We start from the raw sequence: 16,570 nt of genomic DNA on the forward strand, positions 1-16,570 counted from the left end.
AAAGTGTGACATCCAGCCGATACGCTCCGAACAACACCGATAGGGCACCCGAACCGGAAGCCCTGAAGGGGGAACCATGACACACAACATCTTCCGCAAGACGGCAGCTTTGACGTTTGGACTCGTCACAGCCGCCGCCATTGTCTCTGCTTGTGGAACGGACGGCGACACTTACGATCCCGCGCCGACCTCAACACAACAGCCAGTGCTCACGGGTCCGGAGGGATCGCTCAAGTCACCAGAACAACAGGCAACAGAAGCCGCAACCGCGAAGATCAACGAGTTTTACGCAGTTCTCGCAAGCATCCAAAATGATCCAGCGGTTGATATCAATAAATTGGATGGTGTCGCGGTCGACCCGGTGTTGTCGGGGATCAAGGCGGACATCACGACACAGCGATCGAAGGGTGTCGTCGGTTCGGGTGCGATCACAGTTCTAGATACTTCGGTGACGAAACAGGAAGCACCAAAGGACGCAGATGGGAACCCCATTGCTGGCGAGGCTTTCGTGGAGATGCGGACATGCGTAGATATCTCCGCACTGAGTTCGACTTTGCCTGACGGAACGAGCGCGCTAAGTCCGAACCGCGCGCCGGAGCTCGCGAAGTTCACCGTCAGAAACTCGGCATGGCCAGACGCGAGTGGCTGGCGAATTGCAAGTCAACCAACGAAGCCAGGTACATCCTGTGACTCGCCATAACTTCACCAAACACTCCACGAATCCCAAACTTTCAGCCGAATTAGGAGGTGTTCAGTTGAGCATGTCAAGAGCTTTCCGTCGCTCCTCAGCGGCGATGTTCAGTGTCGCTGTTTGCATGAGCATGATGCTCGTAACTCAGTCATCGGCCTACGCGGCTCCAGGTGATTCGTGGGGCGGTGGTGCCGTCGGAGGCAATACGGTTACCGCAGGTGGCGGCTACATTTCTGTCCCCTCCGGGGGAGGTGCTTCAGGCGCGTCCCCGGGGATGCAAACAGGTGGTGGCGGAGCGGGTGGAGCAGGAGCGGGCGGTGGTGGCGGAGCGGGCGGCGGTGGTGGTGCAGGAGCGAGTGGCGGCGGTGCCGCTCCCGCAAATAGCGGCCCTCCGGTTCTGCAACGCAACAGTTGCAGCAACCTCCGAAACAACTGTGCCCCAGCGCCTGCTGCACCAGGAATTGATGTCCCGCCCACCCCGGTATCCCTAGCGGAGGTGATGAACATTGTTTCATCTGCGGTCTCAGCATTGCAGGTTGAGCCGATCGACATCGGAATCACGCCCGAGCCAACAAGCACCGGAGAAAAAGTCGGTTTGGTCGGTTTCAATAGCTGGTTGTGGGTGAACAACCCTTCCGAGCGGACAACCGGGCCAATTAACCGTACGGTTACTACAGGAGTTGTCACCGTCAACCTGAATGCGGTGAACACAGGACTTGCAGTCAATTACGGAGATGGGTTACCGACTATCCCGCCGGTGTGCCCGGTCAATTCAATTCCGTATACCGATGTGGCGATGGATTTGCCGAGTCCGACCTGTAATCACTTCTTAGGCAAGTCGTCTCAGGGCCAGCCTGGTGGGGTTTTCCGTCCGTCGGTCAGCTCGATTTGGGTGGTGTCGTGGTCGGCGATTACCCCTACGGCGAGCTTCGGCGGAACTATTCCGATCACTCCGACCGCTACCACTGAGGTTCGGGTCGGAGAAATGCAGGTGTTGGTTACAAAGTGACAGGTTCGAACTGAGTCTCCGCGAGCAAGGCTTCAAAGCTCCCTGAACGAACCCGATGGGTTCGTTCAGGGAGTTTCCTTTTGTGCGGAAGAAGGACTGCCGCAGGGGAATTGCTTGTCGGACAACGCACTGTGCGCGTCGTCGATTTCCTTGAAAGCGGTCGGGACGAGAGATCTAAGTAGTACGTAGATCCGTTCGGCGACGACGTGAGCAGGCTCGTTGGGGCCGCACTCGATGAATGGGACATCAAGCAGCGGAAGCCTTTCCTGTCGGGAACCGCGTTCACGGATTCGCACAACGGTCCACCCCAACTCTTCGAGCAGGCGGCATTTTCTCGTGTCGCTGTCGAACTTTTCTTTGTGCCAGTACCAGCCGTCGTACTCGATGACGATGCCCAGTTCGGCTGCCACAAAATCGATCGGTATCGGACAGCCGTCCACACGACGCGGCCCGTCGTAGTCATAGACCTTAAGTAGTGCGGCGATCTGTTTGCAGACCTCGCGTTCGCGACGGGACGTGCCTGCGTTGCATCGGGGGCATCCAGCTCCTCCGTAAGCGCGGTTGGAGATTGTTGCTTTCCATGCGTGGTTCTTGTCGCATGTCCACCACGCTTTCGTTCCGCTTCCTGCTGAATATTCCGTTGGGGGAGCGGTATTTCGGGTGGGGTGCCATTCCGCTGCGAGGACCGGTCTTGTTGTTGTGAGGTCGTTGAAACCGGCAAGAACTTTGTAGCCGGAGCAGATGGGGCATGAGCTCCCCGAGCTACGCCGCTGAACTTCTGCTTTCCACTGATGTTGGTGGGCGGTGCATATCCATAGGGCTTCGTGGTCGCTTCCGAAGGTCACGGATTCTGGTGATCGGGTGTTGTCGGGGTGCCATTCAGGGATCAGGTGTGGGTGGGTGGTTGCGAGGTCGTTGAATCCCTGAAGTGCTCGACGATTCGAGCAGTACGGGCAGTCTTGACCGATAGATCGTGACTCCGGGGGTGCTTGCCATTCGTGTCCTTCGTTGCATTGCCACCAGATTTTCTTTTTGCTTCCGATCGTTACTTCTGTCGGTTTCACTGTGTTTCGGGTTGGATGCCATTGGCTGGCCAGCTGTGGCATCACTGTTGCGAGGTCGTTGTATCCGGGGAGAACTGTTCGGTTGGTGCAGACGGGGCATCCGTAGCCGCCGCTGCTGCGATTAATAATTGTTGATTGCCATTCATGGCCGGAACTGCAGGCCCACCAAACCTTTTTGTTGCTGCCGGATGTGAAGGCGGTTGGGGTGAGGGGGTTTCGGGTGGAATGCCATTCTCGTGCGAGGTCGGGACGTGTTGTTTGGAGGTCGTTGTAGCCAGGGAGTACGGCTTTTCCTGCGCAGAAGGGGCATCCTGTGCCCTTCTTTGTCCGACTGTTGACGGCGGCGCGCCATTCGTGTCCGATTTTGCACTGCCACCAGGCTTGCTGCGGGGTCCCGTTGCCGACTTGTGAGGGGGTTGTGGTGTTTTTCGTAGGGTGCCATTGGGACGCGATGTCGACGGCCATCGTAAGCTCCCCACTGGCGGCCATTTATGGCGCATTTTGTGGCCATGGTTTCTCCCCGCGTACGGCCAGATAGTTCCCCACCTGCTGTGAGTCAGATTCGGTCCCGGCAACGCTGGGTGGATGAAATCGAGCAGGGAGATCATGGAAATTTTGGAGGCGTACGACCTCACGGGTAGTTATCGGGCGGCGGCGGAGCTGGCTGGGTGTGATCACCACACGGTGGCCCGGTATGTGCAGATGCGCGCTGCGGGGCAGCCGCCGGACCGCCGGCGGCATCGAGCGCGGGCGATCGACGACTTTCTGCCGAAGATCGAGGAGTTGGTGGTCCGCTCGCAGGGCAAGGTCCGCGCGGATGTCATCCACGAACGGATCGTCGCGCTGGGGTTCACCGGCGGTGAGCGGACCACGCGCCGGACGGTCGCGGAGGCGAAGGCCCAGTTTCGGGCTGGTCGGCGGCGAGTGTATCGGCCGTGGGTAACCGAACCTGGGCTGTGGTTACAGTACGACTTCGGTGACGGGCCAACGATTTCCGGCCGGAAGACGACGTTGTTCTGCGCATGGTTGGCGTGGTCGCGATTTCGGGTGGTGATCCCGATCTGGGACAAGACATTGCCGACGGTGGCGGCGTGTTTGGATGCGACATTCCGCCGCTTGGGCGGGGTTCCGGTCTATGTCCTCACCGACAACGAGAAGACCGCGACGATCGATCACGTGGCCGGGATCGCGGTCCGCAATCCGGAGATCGTGGAGGTGGCACGGCATTACGGCACGACGCTGCGGACGTGTTTACCTGCTGATCCGGAGTCGAAGGGAGGAAGTGAGGCGACGGTGCGGATCGCCAAAGCCGACCTGTTGCCGAAGGAGGTGAACCTGCGCGAGCAGTATCACTCTTTCGGTGAGCTCGAGTCGGCTTGCCGGCAGTTCTGCACCGACGTCAACACCCGCGTCCACAGCTCTACTCGGCGGCGGCCGGTCGAGCGGCTGGCCGAAGAGTTGCAGCGGCTGCATCCGCTGCCGAAATCTCCGTTCACCGCGGTGTTCGGCACTACCCGGCGGGTGAACTGGGAGTCGACGATCTCGGTGGAAGGGGTGCGGTATTCGGTGCCGCACACGTTGATCGACACTCGGGTCTGGGCCCGCTTCCATGGTGAGGAGCTGATCGTGACCGCCGTCGACAATGATGGCGGTGCAGTCGAAGTCGCGCGGCACCGCCGCGGCCAACCCGGTTCACCGGTCCTCGACAACGACCACTACCCACCCCGCCCAGACCGCGACGCCGCCGACCGGGTGCCCAAGCCTCGTACCGCCGCCGAGCTCGCCTTCCTACAGTTGGGCCAGGGTGCCAACAGCTGGCTGGTCGAGGCTGCCGCCGCGGGAGCGCGCCGCATCAGGGCGAAGATGGCCGAGGCCGTGGACCTTTCGAAGCTGCACTCCCCGGACGCAGTCGACAGAGCGTTGGGGACGGCGGCGATGACCGGCCGGTTCGCCGATCGGGACCTGATCTCGATCCTCGACTACCAAGTCACCCACGAACACGCTGATCCGGTCCGTCGCAGCGAGAACCACACTCTGCAACCGGGCACCGCCGCCTGGTCCACCTTCGGCCAGACACCAGCGCCGGCCAGCCCAGCCACTACTGACGATGAAAGCGATGACGCCTGATGAGCACCCCTTTGCGCACTGTTACCAGCGCTAACGGCGACCCGTTGGCCGAGGCGATCGACCTGACTAAACGCCTGAAACTGCCCCATATCCGCAGGTCCTTGAGCGATATCATCCCGACCGCGAAAGCCCAACGCTGGGACCCCGCCGAAGTCGTGCGGGTTCTCCTCGCTGAGGAAGCCGCCGGCCGGGACCGGGCGAACCTGCACACTCGCCGCAAACGCGCGGGTTTCCCTACCGGCAAGACCTTCGGCGACTGGGACGAAACGAAATCGTCGATTCCCCGCGCCACCCAGGACGCGCTCCGCACCCTGGAGTGGGTCGGGCGGCGTGAATGTTTCTGCGTCTGTGGGCCTTCGGGAACTGGCAAGTCTCACTTCACCGAGGCACTCGGGCAGGCCGCAGTCGAAGCTGGGCTGGCGGTGTCTTGGTTCACCATCGAAGACCTCGGTGCCCTGGTCCGCCGGCACCGTGCCGACGACTCCATCGCCCGAGCCCTGACGAGGATCATCCGCTCCGACCTGATCATCGTCGACGACATCGGTCTGCTCCCGGTCTCTGAAGACGCCGCCGAAGGATTCTATCGCCTCGTCGACGCTGCCTACGAACGCCGAGCGATTGCCGTCTCGAGCAACCTGCACCCCTCCGGCTTCGACGAGATCATGCCCAAAACATTGGCCACCGCCACCGTTGACCGGCTCCTGCACCATGCGCACGTCGTCGTCACCGACGGCGACTCCTTCCGCCTCACCGAAGCCACCACCGGCAAGGGGGTGAAGCCCTTCAGCTAACCCAAATCAGAAAGCGGGTGGGGAAAAACAACTGGCCGCCACCGGGGAGAACCCGTGGCCACCAGCGGGGAGAACTACTGGCCGCCTACGGGGAGAACTTCGTGGCCATTGACACGCGATCAGCGGGCTTCGTGAGGCTAGGTCGTTGAAGCCGGCGAGCACTTGCCATCCGCCACAGACGGGGCACTTGGATCCCCTGCTGCGTCGCTCGACCGTTGCCTTCCACTCGTGTCCGAGTTTGCACAGCCACCAGGCGACCTTGTTGCTACCGGTTCCTACTTTGGTGGGGGCGGTGTCGTTGAGGGTTGGGTGCCACTGGGCTGCGAGGAGGGGGTCTTGAGAGGCTAGGTCGTTGATCCCTACCTGAATGACTTTGTTGGTGCATACAGGGCACCCAGTCCCTCCGGATCTGCTGGAGACAGCTGCTTCCCATGAATGTGATCGCGCGCATAACCACCACACTTTCTTGTGGCTGCTGCGCGTGACCTCTTCGGGCCCGAGTGAATTGCGACTGGAATCCCATTGCGCAACGAGTTCAGGGTTAACTGTCGCAAGGTCATTGACGCCGGGGTTCAGTCGACGTCCGCTGCAGAACGGGCACCCTGTCCCTCCACAAGTGCGGTTTGAGATGGTCGCTTCCCACTCGTGGCCCTTCGTGCACATCCACCACGCCTTCTTCGCTGAGAAGGCCGAGACTTCAGACGGTTCGTTCGAGTTCCTGTTGGGATGCCACTGATCTGCAATGTTCGGATATTTCGTCGCTAAATCTGTTTCACCGGGAATTGCGCGAACTCGCATGTGCGGATCCTTGCGTAGAGGTACGACAAAGTTCGTTAGGCAGAAGTAGGGTGCTGCTATCTCGTGCAGTTGGAGATAGCCAAATTCGGATCCACCCAGTCTGATTCGGTGTCTAGGGTGAGCGGTTCGCCGTAGATGTCGAGGTGGCGGAGGTCTTGGTAGAGATCCCAGCAGAAGTTCGGTTGATCGTGGTGGGTGAGGTGTTGGTGGGCGGCCCAGGCGATGATGTTTGCCATTTGCGCGCCGGCGGAGGTACTTGGGGGAGTGGCGGTTTCGAGGATACGGTGCAGGCCCAATTTTGGCGACGGGGGGAGTTCTGTTGTGGTGAAGAGGATTCCGAACTCGCCGTCACCTTCCAGTCTGGCGTTGATTTGTTGAAGGAGGGCGGTGTGGAGTGTCTCTCGCTCGGTCCTGTGGCTGTTGGGGGTAGTTCGGGTGTAGACGCTGCCGATGCGGATGCTCTGGTTGCTGATGGTGTGGAGTGCGTTTGAGAGTGCGCGTTGGCGGCGATGTTTGACGATTTGAGTCTCAAGTTCTGTCGATCGAAGTAGTTCGGTGTCGACCGGAATTCGATGGCGGTGGGTGACGTGTACGCGAGTTTCGTCCCAGACTCGTGTGACATTGGCCCAGTCGTCGGGAGTCGTTTCCATCCAGGTGATGGTGGCTAGGCCGCTTTCGATGGTTCCGCTTTCGCCGAGGTAGATCGCGCGGACGTCGGTCAGTGAGGTCATCTGTATCTCCGTCGGGGGCGTTGGGTACGTCGAGACTATGCCAAGTACATGGGCATGACAAATGATTTGGCATGACAAGTCGTTTGGCTCGGGCGATATACTCCCGGATATGGATGAACTCGACGCGGCTGTGGCTGAGCACAGACATGCCTTGCAGCAAGTTGAGGTCACGAGGCTGAAGTTGCATGAGCAGATACTGAAAGCATTGGCTCGTGGTGTAATTCAGGCGGAGCTGGTGCGCAGGACTGGATATACGCGTGAGCGGCTACGCCAGTTGGCTCGTGAGGCAGACGAGAAGTCCGCCCACTGATATTGGTGATGGTCCATGGAGGCTATCCCGCTACCGTTATTGCGCGAAACAATCCGCAGGTTGGCTCGCGCAGCCGGCAAGTGAATGGCTCAGTGCTGGCGGTTCCGGCGTTCTGCTTTTACGTGTGGCGATTCGTGCTGCGTTGGATAGTGGTGTGCGGCAGTCGGATTTGGTGAGGCGGACTGGTTATTCGCGTGAGTATTTGCGGCGGATTGCGCGTGAGGTGGATGGGGAGTGGGGGGTCATTTCGGCTGGGTGGTGGTTCGGTCGAGGTGGGTGAGCATGGTGGTGAGCATTTCGTGTAGTTCGTCGTGTTCGGTGAGTGCTGTTGTTTTGGTGTCGCTGTCGTCGAGTGTGGTGATGAGGTTGCGGCGGGTGTTGATGGAGGTGATGAGTTCCGTGAGGTGGTTGCGGGTGAGTGCGGTGTTGGTGGTGGGGAGCCAGGTTGGTGTGGTGGCGCGGAGTGTTTGGCGGTAGGCGTTGACGATGGGGTCTGCGTTGCCTTTGGTTGGTGTAGATGGTGTGTAGGGCTTCGAGGTCGTCGGGGTCGAGGGTGACGATGTGTTCGATTCGTCGTGTCATGGTTGCGTGCCTTCCGGTGTGTTGGTGTGGGGTTAGTTAATGCGGGTGTTGTGGGGGCGGCAAGGACGTTTCGCACGCGGTCGGGCGTGTCGTGTGGTGTCGGTTGGCGTTGTCGGGGTAGTGAATCTGGTTTTGTGGTGGTCTGCAATGCAACTGTGGATAACTTTGTGTTTTTAGCGTGGGCAGCGTTGCCGCACAGACCAACGCCCAATCCCGCGAGTGAGGTGTGTCAAGGATCTTGGACAGGTCCTCGTCGGTTATGCAGCTGCTGCTGCCTGTCGGTATTCGTTGAATGCTTCGATCGGTGGTCGATAGCCGAGGGTTGAATGAAGTCGTTGCCGGTTGTAGAAGACCTCGATGTATTCGGCGACGGCGCACCGTGCCCGGCTCCGGGTCTGGAACGATTGCTGGTAGTACATTTCGTTCTTCAAAGTCGCGAACCAGGATTCCGCGGCGGCGTTGTCCCAGCACACACCGGTGCGACCGACACTGGTTCTGATCGCGTTCTTCCTCGCGAACTCGGCGAATCCTGTTGAGGTATATTGACTTCCGCGATCGGAATGGAATACTGCGTCCGGTGAGACGTAGCCGCCACGCATCGCCATCGTCAGGGCGTCGACGACCAGACTGGTGCGCATATGGTCGGCAGTCTGCCACCCGACCACCATCCGGGTAGCCAGATCGATCACGGTCGCCAGATACAACCAACCCTGCCCCGTGCGCAGGTAGGTGATGTCGCCGACGAAGCGCTGTCCGGGTTCGGGCGCGGTGAAGTCCCGCTCGATCAGGTCCGGACTGACCACAGGCCCGTCACCGGCGACGGTGGTGCGTTTGTAAGCACGGGGCTGAACCGCACGCAGGCCGAGCTCACGCATGATGTCCGCGACGGTACCGACGCTGACCTCGACATCGTCGCGGTTGAGCGCGGCGGTGATTCGCCGGCACCCATATGTCTTGCGGGAGTGAATGAATGCACGCCTGACGTGGTCGGCGAGGTCCCGACGACGCGCCGTCGCCGGTGTTTCGACCCGGCTGCGCCAGGCATAGAACGTCGAGCGTGGCACGCCCATCAACATGCACATCCAGCCGATTGCATAGGTGGCCTTCTCCACTTCGATCAACGCGCAGCGCTCGGCTACGGTTGAGTCCTCGCGAAGAAGGCCGCGGCTTTTTTCAGGAACTCGTTCTCCATCCGCAGCCGGCGGATCTCGGCTTGCATCTCTGCCACGTGGGCAGCCTCCACGGGTTCGGTTGCGGTCGCCGGGTCGGGATTCTTCTTACGCCAGGTATTGACCCAGTTCGCCAGCGTTCCGGCGTTTATCCCCAGATCACGAGCCACATCAGCGGTCGAACGATCCAGACTGACAACCATCTGCACAGCTTCAGCCTTGAACTGCGGACTGAACTGGCGGCGAGTCTCGGACACAAACAGATCCTCTCTCAAAACGAGAGTCACTGTCCAAGATTATTGGTACACCCCAGAGGTCGGCTTGTGGGGTCCGCCGTGCAACGCCAACGAGTGAAAAGTGATGACCGCCGGTAAGGTTCCTGATCTACGAACCAGGGGGAACACGTGAAGAAGAAGTTCGCAATCTCACTACTATGTTGTGCGGCAGCACTTGCCACGAGTTGCACCAGCAGCCCAGGGGAAGCCTCGGAAGCGGGTACTGGTGCCGCAAGCGCCGAAGGCTCGACGAACACCGCCGGTTCCGACGAGGGCGGATGGCGCTGCAAGTCGGTCGTGAACACCGACGCGGCGAAGGCCGGGTGGACGCGCGGCGAGGCACCCAACTACTTCTTGCGGTTGACCGACGAATTCGATCTGCCGCCTCAGCTCGCGGGGATCGCCGATCCGCAAGACGTCGACGGCTTCGGCGGAAACTCGGTCAACGCATCTTTCCCCAGTCCGTATGGCGGTCTTGTCCAGTATCAGGACAAGACGGTGGGCGTCATAATGCCTACGGGTAGAACGAATCTTGGCACTCCCGACGCTCAGATGGACGTCGCAGTGGTCGGCCAAGACGGGGGTTTGATCTCGCAGACGCACTACGTCGAGCGCGACGGGCAGGACCTTCCCGAACCCTTCGACCTTGCGAACAAGCAGACGAGCGGCTACTTCCGTGTCGGTGTCACAGACGGAGTGGACATCGCGCCGGCCGCTGCCGGGGACAAGGACGAGAAGGTTTACCTGACGTCGGCATTGGCCGACGCTTTCGATGATTCTGTTGTGTGGATACTGAGCCGAGGGTCTGCGAAGCTGTACAAAGCCTCGTTGTGGTGGTCACTCTCCGAGGGCGCACCTGGCGATGCCAGTTGCATCAAGTAGTCCCGATCCTTGCTCTGTCCATCTCGGCAATCGGGGGGTGTGACGGTGGTTGAACGATTGTGGCTGGATGTTCCGTGTGGAGAGAAAGGGTCTGGCGAAGGTTGAGGGTGCGTGGTGGGATCCGTCGGCCGGCGTGTTGGTTCGCGCCAGGTATGTGGTTCGGTACGGATTCTGGTGATGTGACCATTCTCCGCAGCATGCTGCAATAGTTACAACCTGGGATGTAACTTTTGCAGACTGGTGGATATTTACGCTGATATAGTGGTGCATATGTCCAGCGATTCCCGGATCCTCGACCTTGCTGACCTGTCGTCGGAGCAGTGGGGTCTGTTCACCATGGCGCAAGCAAAGGAGCTGGGGTTCTCTGCGCAGCAGATTGCCCGCATGGCTAAGGCTGGAACGGTGGAGCGGATCCGCCATGGTGTCTATCGGATCGGTGGGGCGCCGAGTGTTCCGTCCGAGCGACTGCGGGCTGCGTGGATGATGATCGAGCCCGGTGCCACTGCTGGTGAGAGGCTGCGTGAGGGGTCTCCGGCTGTGGTGACGCACAGGTCTGCTGCGTGGCTTCACGGCCTTGGTGACGTGGATGCGGATGTGATGGAGTTCGCGACGTCGAAGCGGCGGCAGTCTCGTCTTTCCGATGTTCGATATCGCGTTGCGTCCTATGAGCCGGATGCGTGGACGCTCGAGGATGGGCTGCCGGTTACGACGGTGCTGATGACGATCGTCGATCTCGCCGCGGGGCATCTTGACGGTGGGCATCTGGCGGGCATTGTTCGTGACGCTGTTGTCACCAATCGTGTGGATTCGGAGAGTGTGAGTGAGGCGCTGCGGCCGTTTGCGCATATGTACGGGGTTCGTCTGGGCGATGGCGAAGCTCTTCTGAGTCGCTTCCTCGAGGAAGCTGGGATTCCTCACTCCACGCGTGCGCTGGGGCAGCGTCTGGCTAGTCAAGGGGTGCTCGATCTCCCGAACTCCGCGTTCATGGATATTCCGGCGCTGCAAAGTCTGCGAGATACAGTGGCTCTGATGAATTCTCCGGCGCTGCAAAGTTTTCGGGACTCGCTGGCGCTGGTCAATTCTCCGGCGATGCACAGTGTTCGGGATGCGGAGGGGTGGATCCATTCTCCTGCCATGCAGAGCTTTCGGGATGCTGCGCTGGTCAATTCTGAGGCGATGCAGAGCATTTGGGATGCGGCGGCCCTGATGAATTCTCCTGCGATGCAGACTCTTCGGGATGCGGCAGCTGCTGTGGATCTGCCCGTGGTCGAGGCTGCTCGGAAAATCGCCGACAGCCAGCGGCGCGCGCAGTGACGCGAAGTCGAGGAGCTGCGGCGTTCAAGCGGTCGCTGACGGACCGGCTGAAGAAGGAGTCCACACTTCGGGGGCGCCCGTTCGAGCATTTGCGGCGGGAGTTCTATCTCCAGCGGTTCTTGGCGCGGATCTTCTCACAGCCGGAGGGGCGGTGGTTGCTCAAAGGTGGGGCGTCGCTGTTGGTGCGGCTCCCAGATGCACGGTACAGCCAGGATATCGACCTTCTGCATACTGCGGCGGGCCTGGAGGAGGCAGTCGAAGATCTTCGGGCGGCGGCCGATTTGAGTGAACTTGATCCACTTAGCTTCGTGATCCGCGATGAGCCTGTCGCGATGACTGGTGGCGTCGATGGCGCGAAACTGAAGGTTGAGGTCTATTACGACGCGCTGTACCTCTTCAGTTTTCCGATAGACCTTTCCACTGAGCTCGTTGCGGTCGGTGACGTCGATTATCAGTCCCCGAGACCGATTGTGGCGATGGAGGGTTTGGCTGCGATGCCGGAGTTTGCGCTGTATCCGTTGCCTGCGCAGATCGCCGACAAGGTGTGTGCAATGTATGGGCGGTACGGGCGGGATGGAGGTCCGTCGACGCGGTATCACGATTTGGTGGATCTGGTACTGATCATTTCTGCGTGGCGTTTCCCGGCGGATGTGTTGGCGCGTGGTCTATCTCAGGAGTCTGAACGTCGTGGATTGGTGTTGCCGGCCGCTATGTCGGTGCCTTCGGTGGGGTGGTCTGCCGGTTACGAAGCGATCGCTCGGACGGTCTCGGGGTTGCCTGGTGGGGCGTTGACTCTGGATTCGGCGTTGGTGGTGGCAGGGCGCTGTCTTGATCCGATTTTGTCGAATCAGGTTGTCCTCGGGTTTTGGGACCCGGATGCCGCTGTGTGGGGTGGATAGTGTCGTGCAGCAGTCGGTGTCGGCGAGACGTACTTGCGTGCGCGACGTGTGTGCTGCGACGCAATCAGAGCATTTGCGCGGATTGGATCGAATAGTGTTCTGGTAGTGCGGGAGTCGTCTCATTTGACGTTCACTATGTAGAGGTTGTGGCCTCGTTTCTTTCGGTATGTGCATACGTTGTGGTTTTGCAGCGTGGTGAGTAACGCTTCGTGGAGTGTGCCGTTGGGGACGGTGAATTCTGCTCCGGGTTGAGATATCTGTTTGTAATTTTCGTCGAGGACTGAGAATACGGCGACGATTTGATCGGCTGTTGCAGGTGGTTGGGAATTGCGGAGTAAGCGGAGTGAGCGTTTTGTGTTCGAAGTAGCAGTAGCGATTCGAAGTACGGCGGCGGGGGTTAGGCCGAATTGTTCGATGTCGGCCAATTCTGCAGCTGCTGTGAGAGATTCGAGATCATCGTCGGGTATGTAGTTGTCGATGCCGGCGAGGATCATGTGGCCGATTTTGTTGGCGGTGGGTGCGTCCCGTAGAGCGTCGGTGACCATTCCGGTGAGAAGCGATGGGGTGAGGAAGCTGGTGATCTCAGCTGATGTGGCGATGGCGTGTTTGATCGCCGGCCATCCTGCCTGGTGGAAGTGGGCGAAGGAATGGTAGTCGTCGGGGACGAGGCCGTGTTCGATGAGTTGAGCGAGGAGGGTGGTGGGTTCGGGAGCGATTTGTGTGATGGTGAGCGGTAGGTCTGCGTCGAGGCTGAGAACGAGTCCGATGCGGGTGGTTGGTGCCAAGATGGTGTGGGCGTTGAGGATTGTCATCGCGAGCGGTGTTCGGTCAGTCGGGTCGGCCGGATTATCGGTGATGTCGATTGTGCCGACGTGTTCGAGGAGCCCTGCGAGTGCATCGTCGATGGCGCCGATCGTGTCGATGTAGTTGACGATGTTGGCGAAGGATGGATGGAAGAGTTTGGCGTCTGCGAGGGCTGTCCAGGTGGAGGTTGGAGCTTCGTTCAGGTCCTCGAGCATGCTGGTAGGTGCGGCACCGGCAAGGACTCTGGTGAGGTGTTCGTCGGACCATAGGTCGGCGATGTCGGTGAGTACCTGCTCGAGTGTGTGGGGGCCGGTGATCGTTGATGGTGTCGCGGCGTCATTGTCGATGATGGCGAGGTATGCGTCTGGGCGGTTGATGCAGTAGGCGTAGACGGCGGGGTGGGGAAGAATGCGCTCGAAGCTGATGTCGTTTGTTGCGTGGGTGGCGGTACGTAGGTTTTGTGCGGTGAGTTCGTAGAGACTTCGGTTCACGATCACTTCGCGGGTGTCCGCATCGAGGATGTCGAGTTCCGGTAAGTGGGTGTGCGCGCGTTCGAGTATCGTGACGACCTTCCCGATGACGTTGTGTTCCTGTGGCCGTGTGAAGGCTGGCATTCGGCTGTAGTTGTCGACGAGGTAGGTGTTGAACTCGATGGGGAGGTCGTAAACCTGTTGGGTGTCGACTGCTGCGAGGGCCGCGTCGACGAGTACGTGGCGGACGTCGTCAGGGATCGCGTCCTCGGTGGAGAGGTACTCGAGAATGTGACGCCAGCGATGGTGTGCGAGTGCGGCTGCCAGTTTTTCACGCTCGGTGCCGGTCGTGAAGTACGACGACAGGAAGGTCCGTGCGTCGTCGTCGAATGTGGTCGCAAGCCGGTTGACGATATTGACTGCGCGGGGATCCTCGGTGGCGAGGAGATAGTTGACGATATCGGTGTTGTATGCGACTACCGTGTCGGGGAAGTTGTCGTCGGTCTCGTCGAGAAGGTTGGCGACTGCTCCATCGCGGTCAAGGCGGTATCCGATTTCCATTGTCTCTGTTTGAACGTGTTGGACGATGAAGTTCGCTACGTCGGTGCCTGTGAAGTTTCCGTAGAACTGGGCGGCGTAGAGCGCAAAGTTGCGGTCGAGGTAGCGGCGTTTGATCAGTTCTCGTGCTAGCTGCGATGTGATGGTGCTGTCGATCAGTTCAGTGAATGTTCGATTATCTGAGGGTGTTTCGGGGTTGGTGCTGCGGAAGGGCGTTGTGTGGGTGGGGTTGGGGTAGGTGTATTCGGGCTTTTCTGCGAGGTCAGCGAAGTCTGCGGACCGTAGGAAGGTGATGGCGGTGTCGATTCTGGTGAGTTCGGCTCGGGTTTCCGTTTCGTCGATGTCGTCCCAGGTGCCCGATTCGAAACCTTCTGGTAAGAGACGTCTGAGTTGGTCGTTGGTGATTGAAGCCAGTCGGCCCTTGGAGCCGCCTGAGGAAACCAAGATTTGTAGTTCAGCCGCATATTCCGTTCTCTGCCAGAATTCGTAGGTTCCTATCTGTTCTGGTGTGAATTCGTGGTCACCGACTTTGTAATGCGTTGTTGGCCAACCAGAGTACTGCGAAGCCGATTTGAGAAGGCTGGTGAATGCACGCAGCTGTTCGCCTAGTTTTTGAGCCAATGGTGCTCTCGTACGTAAACATTCACGCCCGGAGACGAGGTCTCGTCGTCGGTGTTCGAGGTTCGCGATCGAGTCTCGTACGAGCCGTCGGCGGTAGTCGTAGAGAGTGTCGAGGTTACTTGTGCGCCGTGAGATGTTTTCGAAGTCTCCGAGGTGGAAGTTCTTGTAGGCGACCAATGCGAACAGGTTGCTCGGTGTCAATCCGGGGGCGACTTTGTCGGTTTCGAGGAGTCTTTCGGCGAACATGAGGTATTCGTTGCGCATGTTGCGGAGCAATCGCATGTCTGTGGAGTGTTGGGCGACGATGTTTAGGAGTGGGCGTTCGATTCCGGTGATTTTTGCTTCGTTGAGGAGGTCGACGAGGAGGTCGCGGGCGTTGCGGTGAGAGATGAACGGCACCATCGGGATGACGATGTCGAAGAATTTTGTGCGGTTGGCGCGCACTGTCTCGCTGGCGGCTTCGTCGTCTGTGGGTGGCGGGACGTCGGTACCGAGTTTTTCGAAGAGGCTGTCGCGCACGGCGTACACGAACCGGAGGGGTTTGGTTCTTGCTTTCGTGTTGTTGAGCAGGGTGTTGAGTTCGCGTAGTGCTTCGAAGATGTGTGGGTCGTCGAAGCGGTCGAGGTCTTCGAAGATCACGATGTCGGTGTTTTCGGTGTCGAAGTAATTGACGATGTCGTCGAGGTATTCGTCGAAGTATGTGGGGGTGCGTTCGGAGAGGGTGACTGTGGCGCCGCCGGCGGATACATCGGCGACCACAAATTTCTCGTGGGTGAGCAGACGAAGAACGGTGCCGGTGCCGATGACCAGTGCTGCGAGGATCACCCATACAAGTACGCGGACAAGTAGTGAATGGGTGTCGCTGGTTCCGGTGACGGGCGGCAGCCAACCGAGCAGTATCAGAAAGGCGCCGAGGAGGAGTGTCGCTATCGTGACCTCACCGAGCGCCCGTTGCCATGTGAGTGTGATGCTGCGGCGGAAGCGTGAATGTCGCAGGGTTTTGGGGGAGGCGCTGTAGACGAGTTGTTTGACGAGTTCTTTCTGTATTCGGTTGGTAGGCGACGTTGCCTCGTCGTTCGGGCCGAGCGTGGAGATGGCGAGACGTAGCGTCGTGGACTGGTTGTCTGCTTCGAATTTGTCGAGGACGCTTGATTTTCCGGACCCGTAGCGTCCGGTGAGAGCGATGTTCAGGTTTTTCGAGTCTTTGATGGCGGCTTCGAGTCTGTTCAGATAGGGCTTGTGCTGGGTTTGCACATAGATGGAAGCCAGAGATGTGAGCGGCACCGACGAGGAATTGGGTTGGGTGCCGGCTCCCTGCGTAGCGGCCGTTGAAGATTCATCGTGCATGTGTGGCGCCCCTTCCGAGACTCTGGCCGGTTCATCTTGTGCGGGACTGTAGCGAGCACGCGGTCGGGGTGGGTGGTGTGGGGATAGTTAATGCGGATGTTGTGGGGGCGGCAAGGACGGTTTGCGCG

Annotated in this window: 13 protein-coding genes; 8 read left to right on the forward strand and 5 right to left on the reverse strand. The window is 59.7% G+C overall.

Going from position 1 to position 16,570, the window contains the following annotated elements:
* Nucleotides 1-76 precede the first annotated feature (76 nt).
* On the forward strand, nucleotides 77-700 hold the full coding sequence (locus G4D79_RS32950) for a hypothetical protein (RefSeq protein WP_250888147.1): 624 nt from the start codon (nucleotides 77-79) through the stop codon (nucleotides 698-700).
* Between the two features lie 490 nt (nucleotides 701-1,190).
* Nucleotides 1,191-1,700, forward strand: coding sequence for a hypothetical protein (locus tag G4D79_RS32955; protein WP_214514908.1), 510 nt, complete (start codon nucleotides 1,191-1,193; stop codon nucleotides 1,698-1,700).
* A gap of 65 nt (nucleotides 1,701-1,765) precedes the next feature.
* Here the strand turns inward: G4D79_RS32955 and G4D79_RS32960 are convergent, their stop codons facing one another.
* On the reverse strand, nucleotides 1,766-3,229 hold the full coding sequence (locus tag G4D79_RS32960) for a zinc-ribbon domain-containing protein (protein ID WP_214514909.1): 1,464 nt from the start codon (nucleotides 3,227-3,229) through the stop codon (nucleotides 1,766-1,768).
* Between the two features lie 120 nt (nucleotides 3,230-3,349).
* Between G4D79_RS32960 and istA the strand changes: the two genes are divergently transcribed.
* Both istA and istB read left to right on the forward strand, forming a co-directional pair.
* On the forward strand, nucleotides 3,350-4,891 hold the full coding sequence (gene istA, locus G4D79_RS32965) for an IS21-like element IS1415 family transposase (protein WP_030538069.1): 1,542 nt from the start codon (nucleotides 3,350-3,352) through the stop codon (nucleotides 4,889-4,891).
* Complete coding sequence (istB, locus tag G4D79_RS32970) at nucleotides 4,891-5,682, forward strand: IS21-like element IS1415 family helper ATPase IstB (RefSeq protein WP_003944771.1); 792 nt, start codon at nucleotides 4,891-4,893, stop codon at nucleotides 5,680-5,682. Before istA ends, istB begins: the two co-directional genes overlap by 1 nt.
* Nucleotides 5,683-5,688: 6 nt before the next feature.
* Here the strand turns inward: istB and G4D79_RS35500 are convergent, their stop codons facing one another.
* Together G4D79_RS35500 and G4D79_RS32980 are read right to left on the reverse strand one after the other, a co-directional pair.
* On the reverse strand, nucleotides 5,689-6,480 hold the full coding sequence (locus G4D79_RS35500) for a zinc-ribbon domain-containing protein (RefSeq protein WP_214514910.1): 792 nt from the start codon (nucleotides 6,478-6,480) through the stop codon (nucleotides 5,689-5,691).
* Between the two features lie 56 nt (nucleotides 6,481-6,536).
* The gene (locus G4D79_RS32980) at nucleotides 6,537-7,211 is read right to left on the reverse strand and encodes a hypothetical protein (protein ID WP_214514911.1); all 675 of its coding nucleotides are present in this window, start codon (nucleotides 7,209-7,211) and stop codon (nucleotides 6,537-6,539) included.
* A 109-nt stretch (nucleotides 7,212-7,320) separates the two neighbouring features.
* On the opposite strand from G4D79_RS32980, the gene G4D79_RS32985 reads away from it, so the two are divergent.
* On the forward strand, nucleotides 7,321-7,521 hold the full coding sequence (locus G4D79_RS32985) for a hypothetical protein (RefSeq protein WP_214514912.1): 201 nt from the start codon (nucleotides 7,321-7,323) through the stop codon (nucleotides 7,519-7,521).
* 839 nt (nucleotides 7,522-8,360) lie between these two features.
* Here G4D79_RS32985 and G4D79_RS32990 read toward each other — a convergent pair.
* Nucleotides 8,361-9,529, reverse strand: a protein-coding gene (locus G4D79_RS32990) for an IS3 family transposase (RefSeq protein ID WP_214514849.1) whose coding sequence is annotated in 2 segments (ribosomal slippage) — nucleotides 8,361-9,271 and nucleotides 9,271-9,529 — 1,170 coding nt in all. Because the reading frame shifts where the segments join, the coding sequence is not laid out codon by codon here.
* A 147-nt stretch (nucleotides 9,530-9,676) separates the two neighbouring features.
* Between G4D79_RS32990 and G4D79_RS32995 the strand changes: the two genes are divergently transcribed.
* The 3 genes from G4D79_RS32995 (at nucleotide 9,677) to G4D79_RS33005 (ending at nucleotide 12,642) form a co-directional block, all read left to right on the forward strand.
* Entirely contained in the window at nucleotides 9,677-10,429 is a 753-nt protein-coding gene (locus G4D79_RS32995; RefSeq protein WP_214514913.1) for a hypothetical protein, read from the forward strand.
* 270 nt (nucleotides 10,430-10,699) lie between these two features.
* Entirely contained in the window at nucleotides 10,700-11,743 is a 1,044-nt protein-coding gene (locus G4D79_RS33000; RefSeq protein ID WP_214514914.1) for a type IV toxin-antitoxin system AbiEi family antitoxin domain-containing protein, read from the forward strand.
* A complete protein-coding gene (locus G4D79_RS33005; RefSeq protein WP_214514915.1) occupies nucleotides 11,740-12,642 on the forward strand; it encodes a nucleotidyl transferase AbiEii/AbiGii toxin family protein in 903 nt (300 codons plus the stop codon). Before G4D79_RS33000 ends, G4D79_RS33005 begins: the two co-directional genes overlap by 4 nt.
* Before the next feature lie 119 nt (nucleotides 12,643-12,761).
* On the opposite strand, the gene G4D79_RS33010 is transcribed toward G4D79_RS33005, so the two are convergent.
* Nucleotides 12,762-16,442 carry a P-loop NTPase fold protein gene (locus G4D79_RS33010; RefSeq protein WP_214514916.1) on the reverse strand — a complete coding sequence of 1,227 codons (3,681 nt, stop codon included), beginning with the start codon at nucleotides 16,440-16,442 and terminating at the stop codon, nucleotides 12,762-12,764.
* Nucleotides 16,443-16,570 lie beyond the last annotated feature (128 nt).

Source organism: Rhodococcus sp. WY5 (assembly GCF_018588185.1).
In the GTDB taxonomy this organism is placed as follows: Bacteria; Actinomycetota; Actinomycetes; order Mycobacteriales; family Mycobacteriaceae; genus Rhodococcus_F; species Rhodococcus_F qingshengii.

Bases quoted from the DNA above. Each gene is read 5' to 3' on its own strand.
- G4D79_RS32950 (WP_250888147.1), top strand. From the start codon at position 77: ATGACACACAACATCTTCCGCAAGACGGCAGCTTTGACGTTTGGACTC.
- G4D79_RS32955 (WP_214514908.1), top strand. From the start codon at position 1,191: ATGAACATTGTTTCATCTGCGGTCTCAGCATTGCAGGTTGAGCCGATC.
- G4D79_RS32960 (WP_214514909.1), bottom strand. From the start codon at position 3,229: ATGGCCGTCGACATCGCGTCCCAATGGCACCCTACGAAAAACACCACA.
- istA (WP_030538069.1), top strand. From the start codon at position 3,350: ATGAAATCGAGCAGGGAGATCATGGAAATTTTGGAGGCGTACGACCTC.
- istB (WP_003944771.1), top strand. From the start codon at position 4,891: ATGAGCACCCCTTTGCGCACTGTTACCAGCGCTAACGGCGACCCGTTG.
- G4D79_RS35500 (WP_214514910.1), bottom strand. From the start codon at position 6,480: ATGCGAGTTCGCGCAATTCCCGGTGAAACAGATTTAGCGACGAAATAT.
- G4D79_RS32980 (WP_214514911.1), bottom strand. From the start codon at position 7,211: ATGACCTCACTGACCGACGTCCGCGCGATCTACCTCGGCGAAAGCGGA.
- G4D79_RS32985 (WP_214514912.1), top strand. From the start codon at position 7,321: ATGGATGAACTCGACGCGGCTGTGGCTGAGCACAGACATGCCTTGCAG.
- G4D79_RS33000 (WP_214514914.1), top strand. From the start codon at position 10,700: ATGTCCAGCGATTCCCGGATCCTCGACCTTGCTGACCTGTCGTCGGAG.
- G4D79_RS33010 (WP_214514916.1), bottom strand. From the start codon at position 16,442: ATGCACGATGAATCTTCAACGGCCGCTACGCAGGGAGCCGGCACCCAA.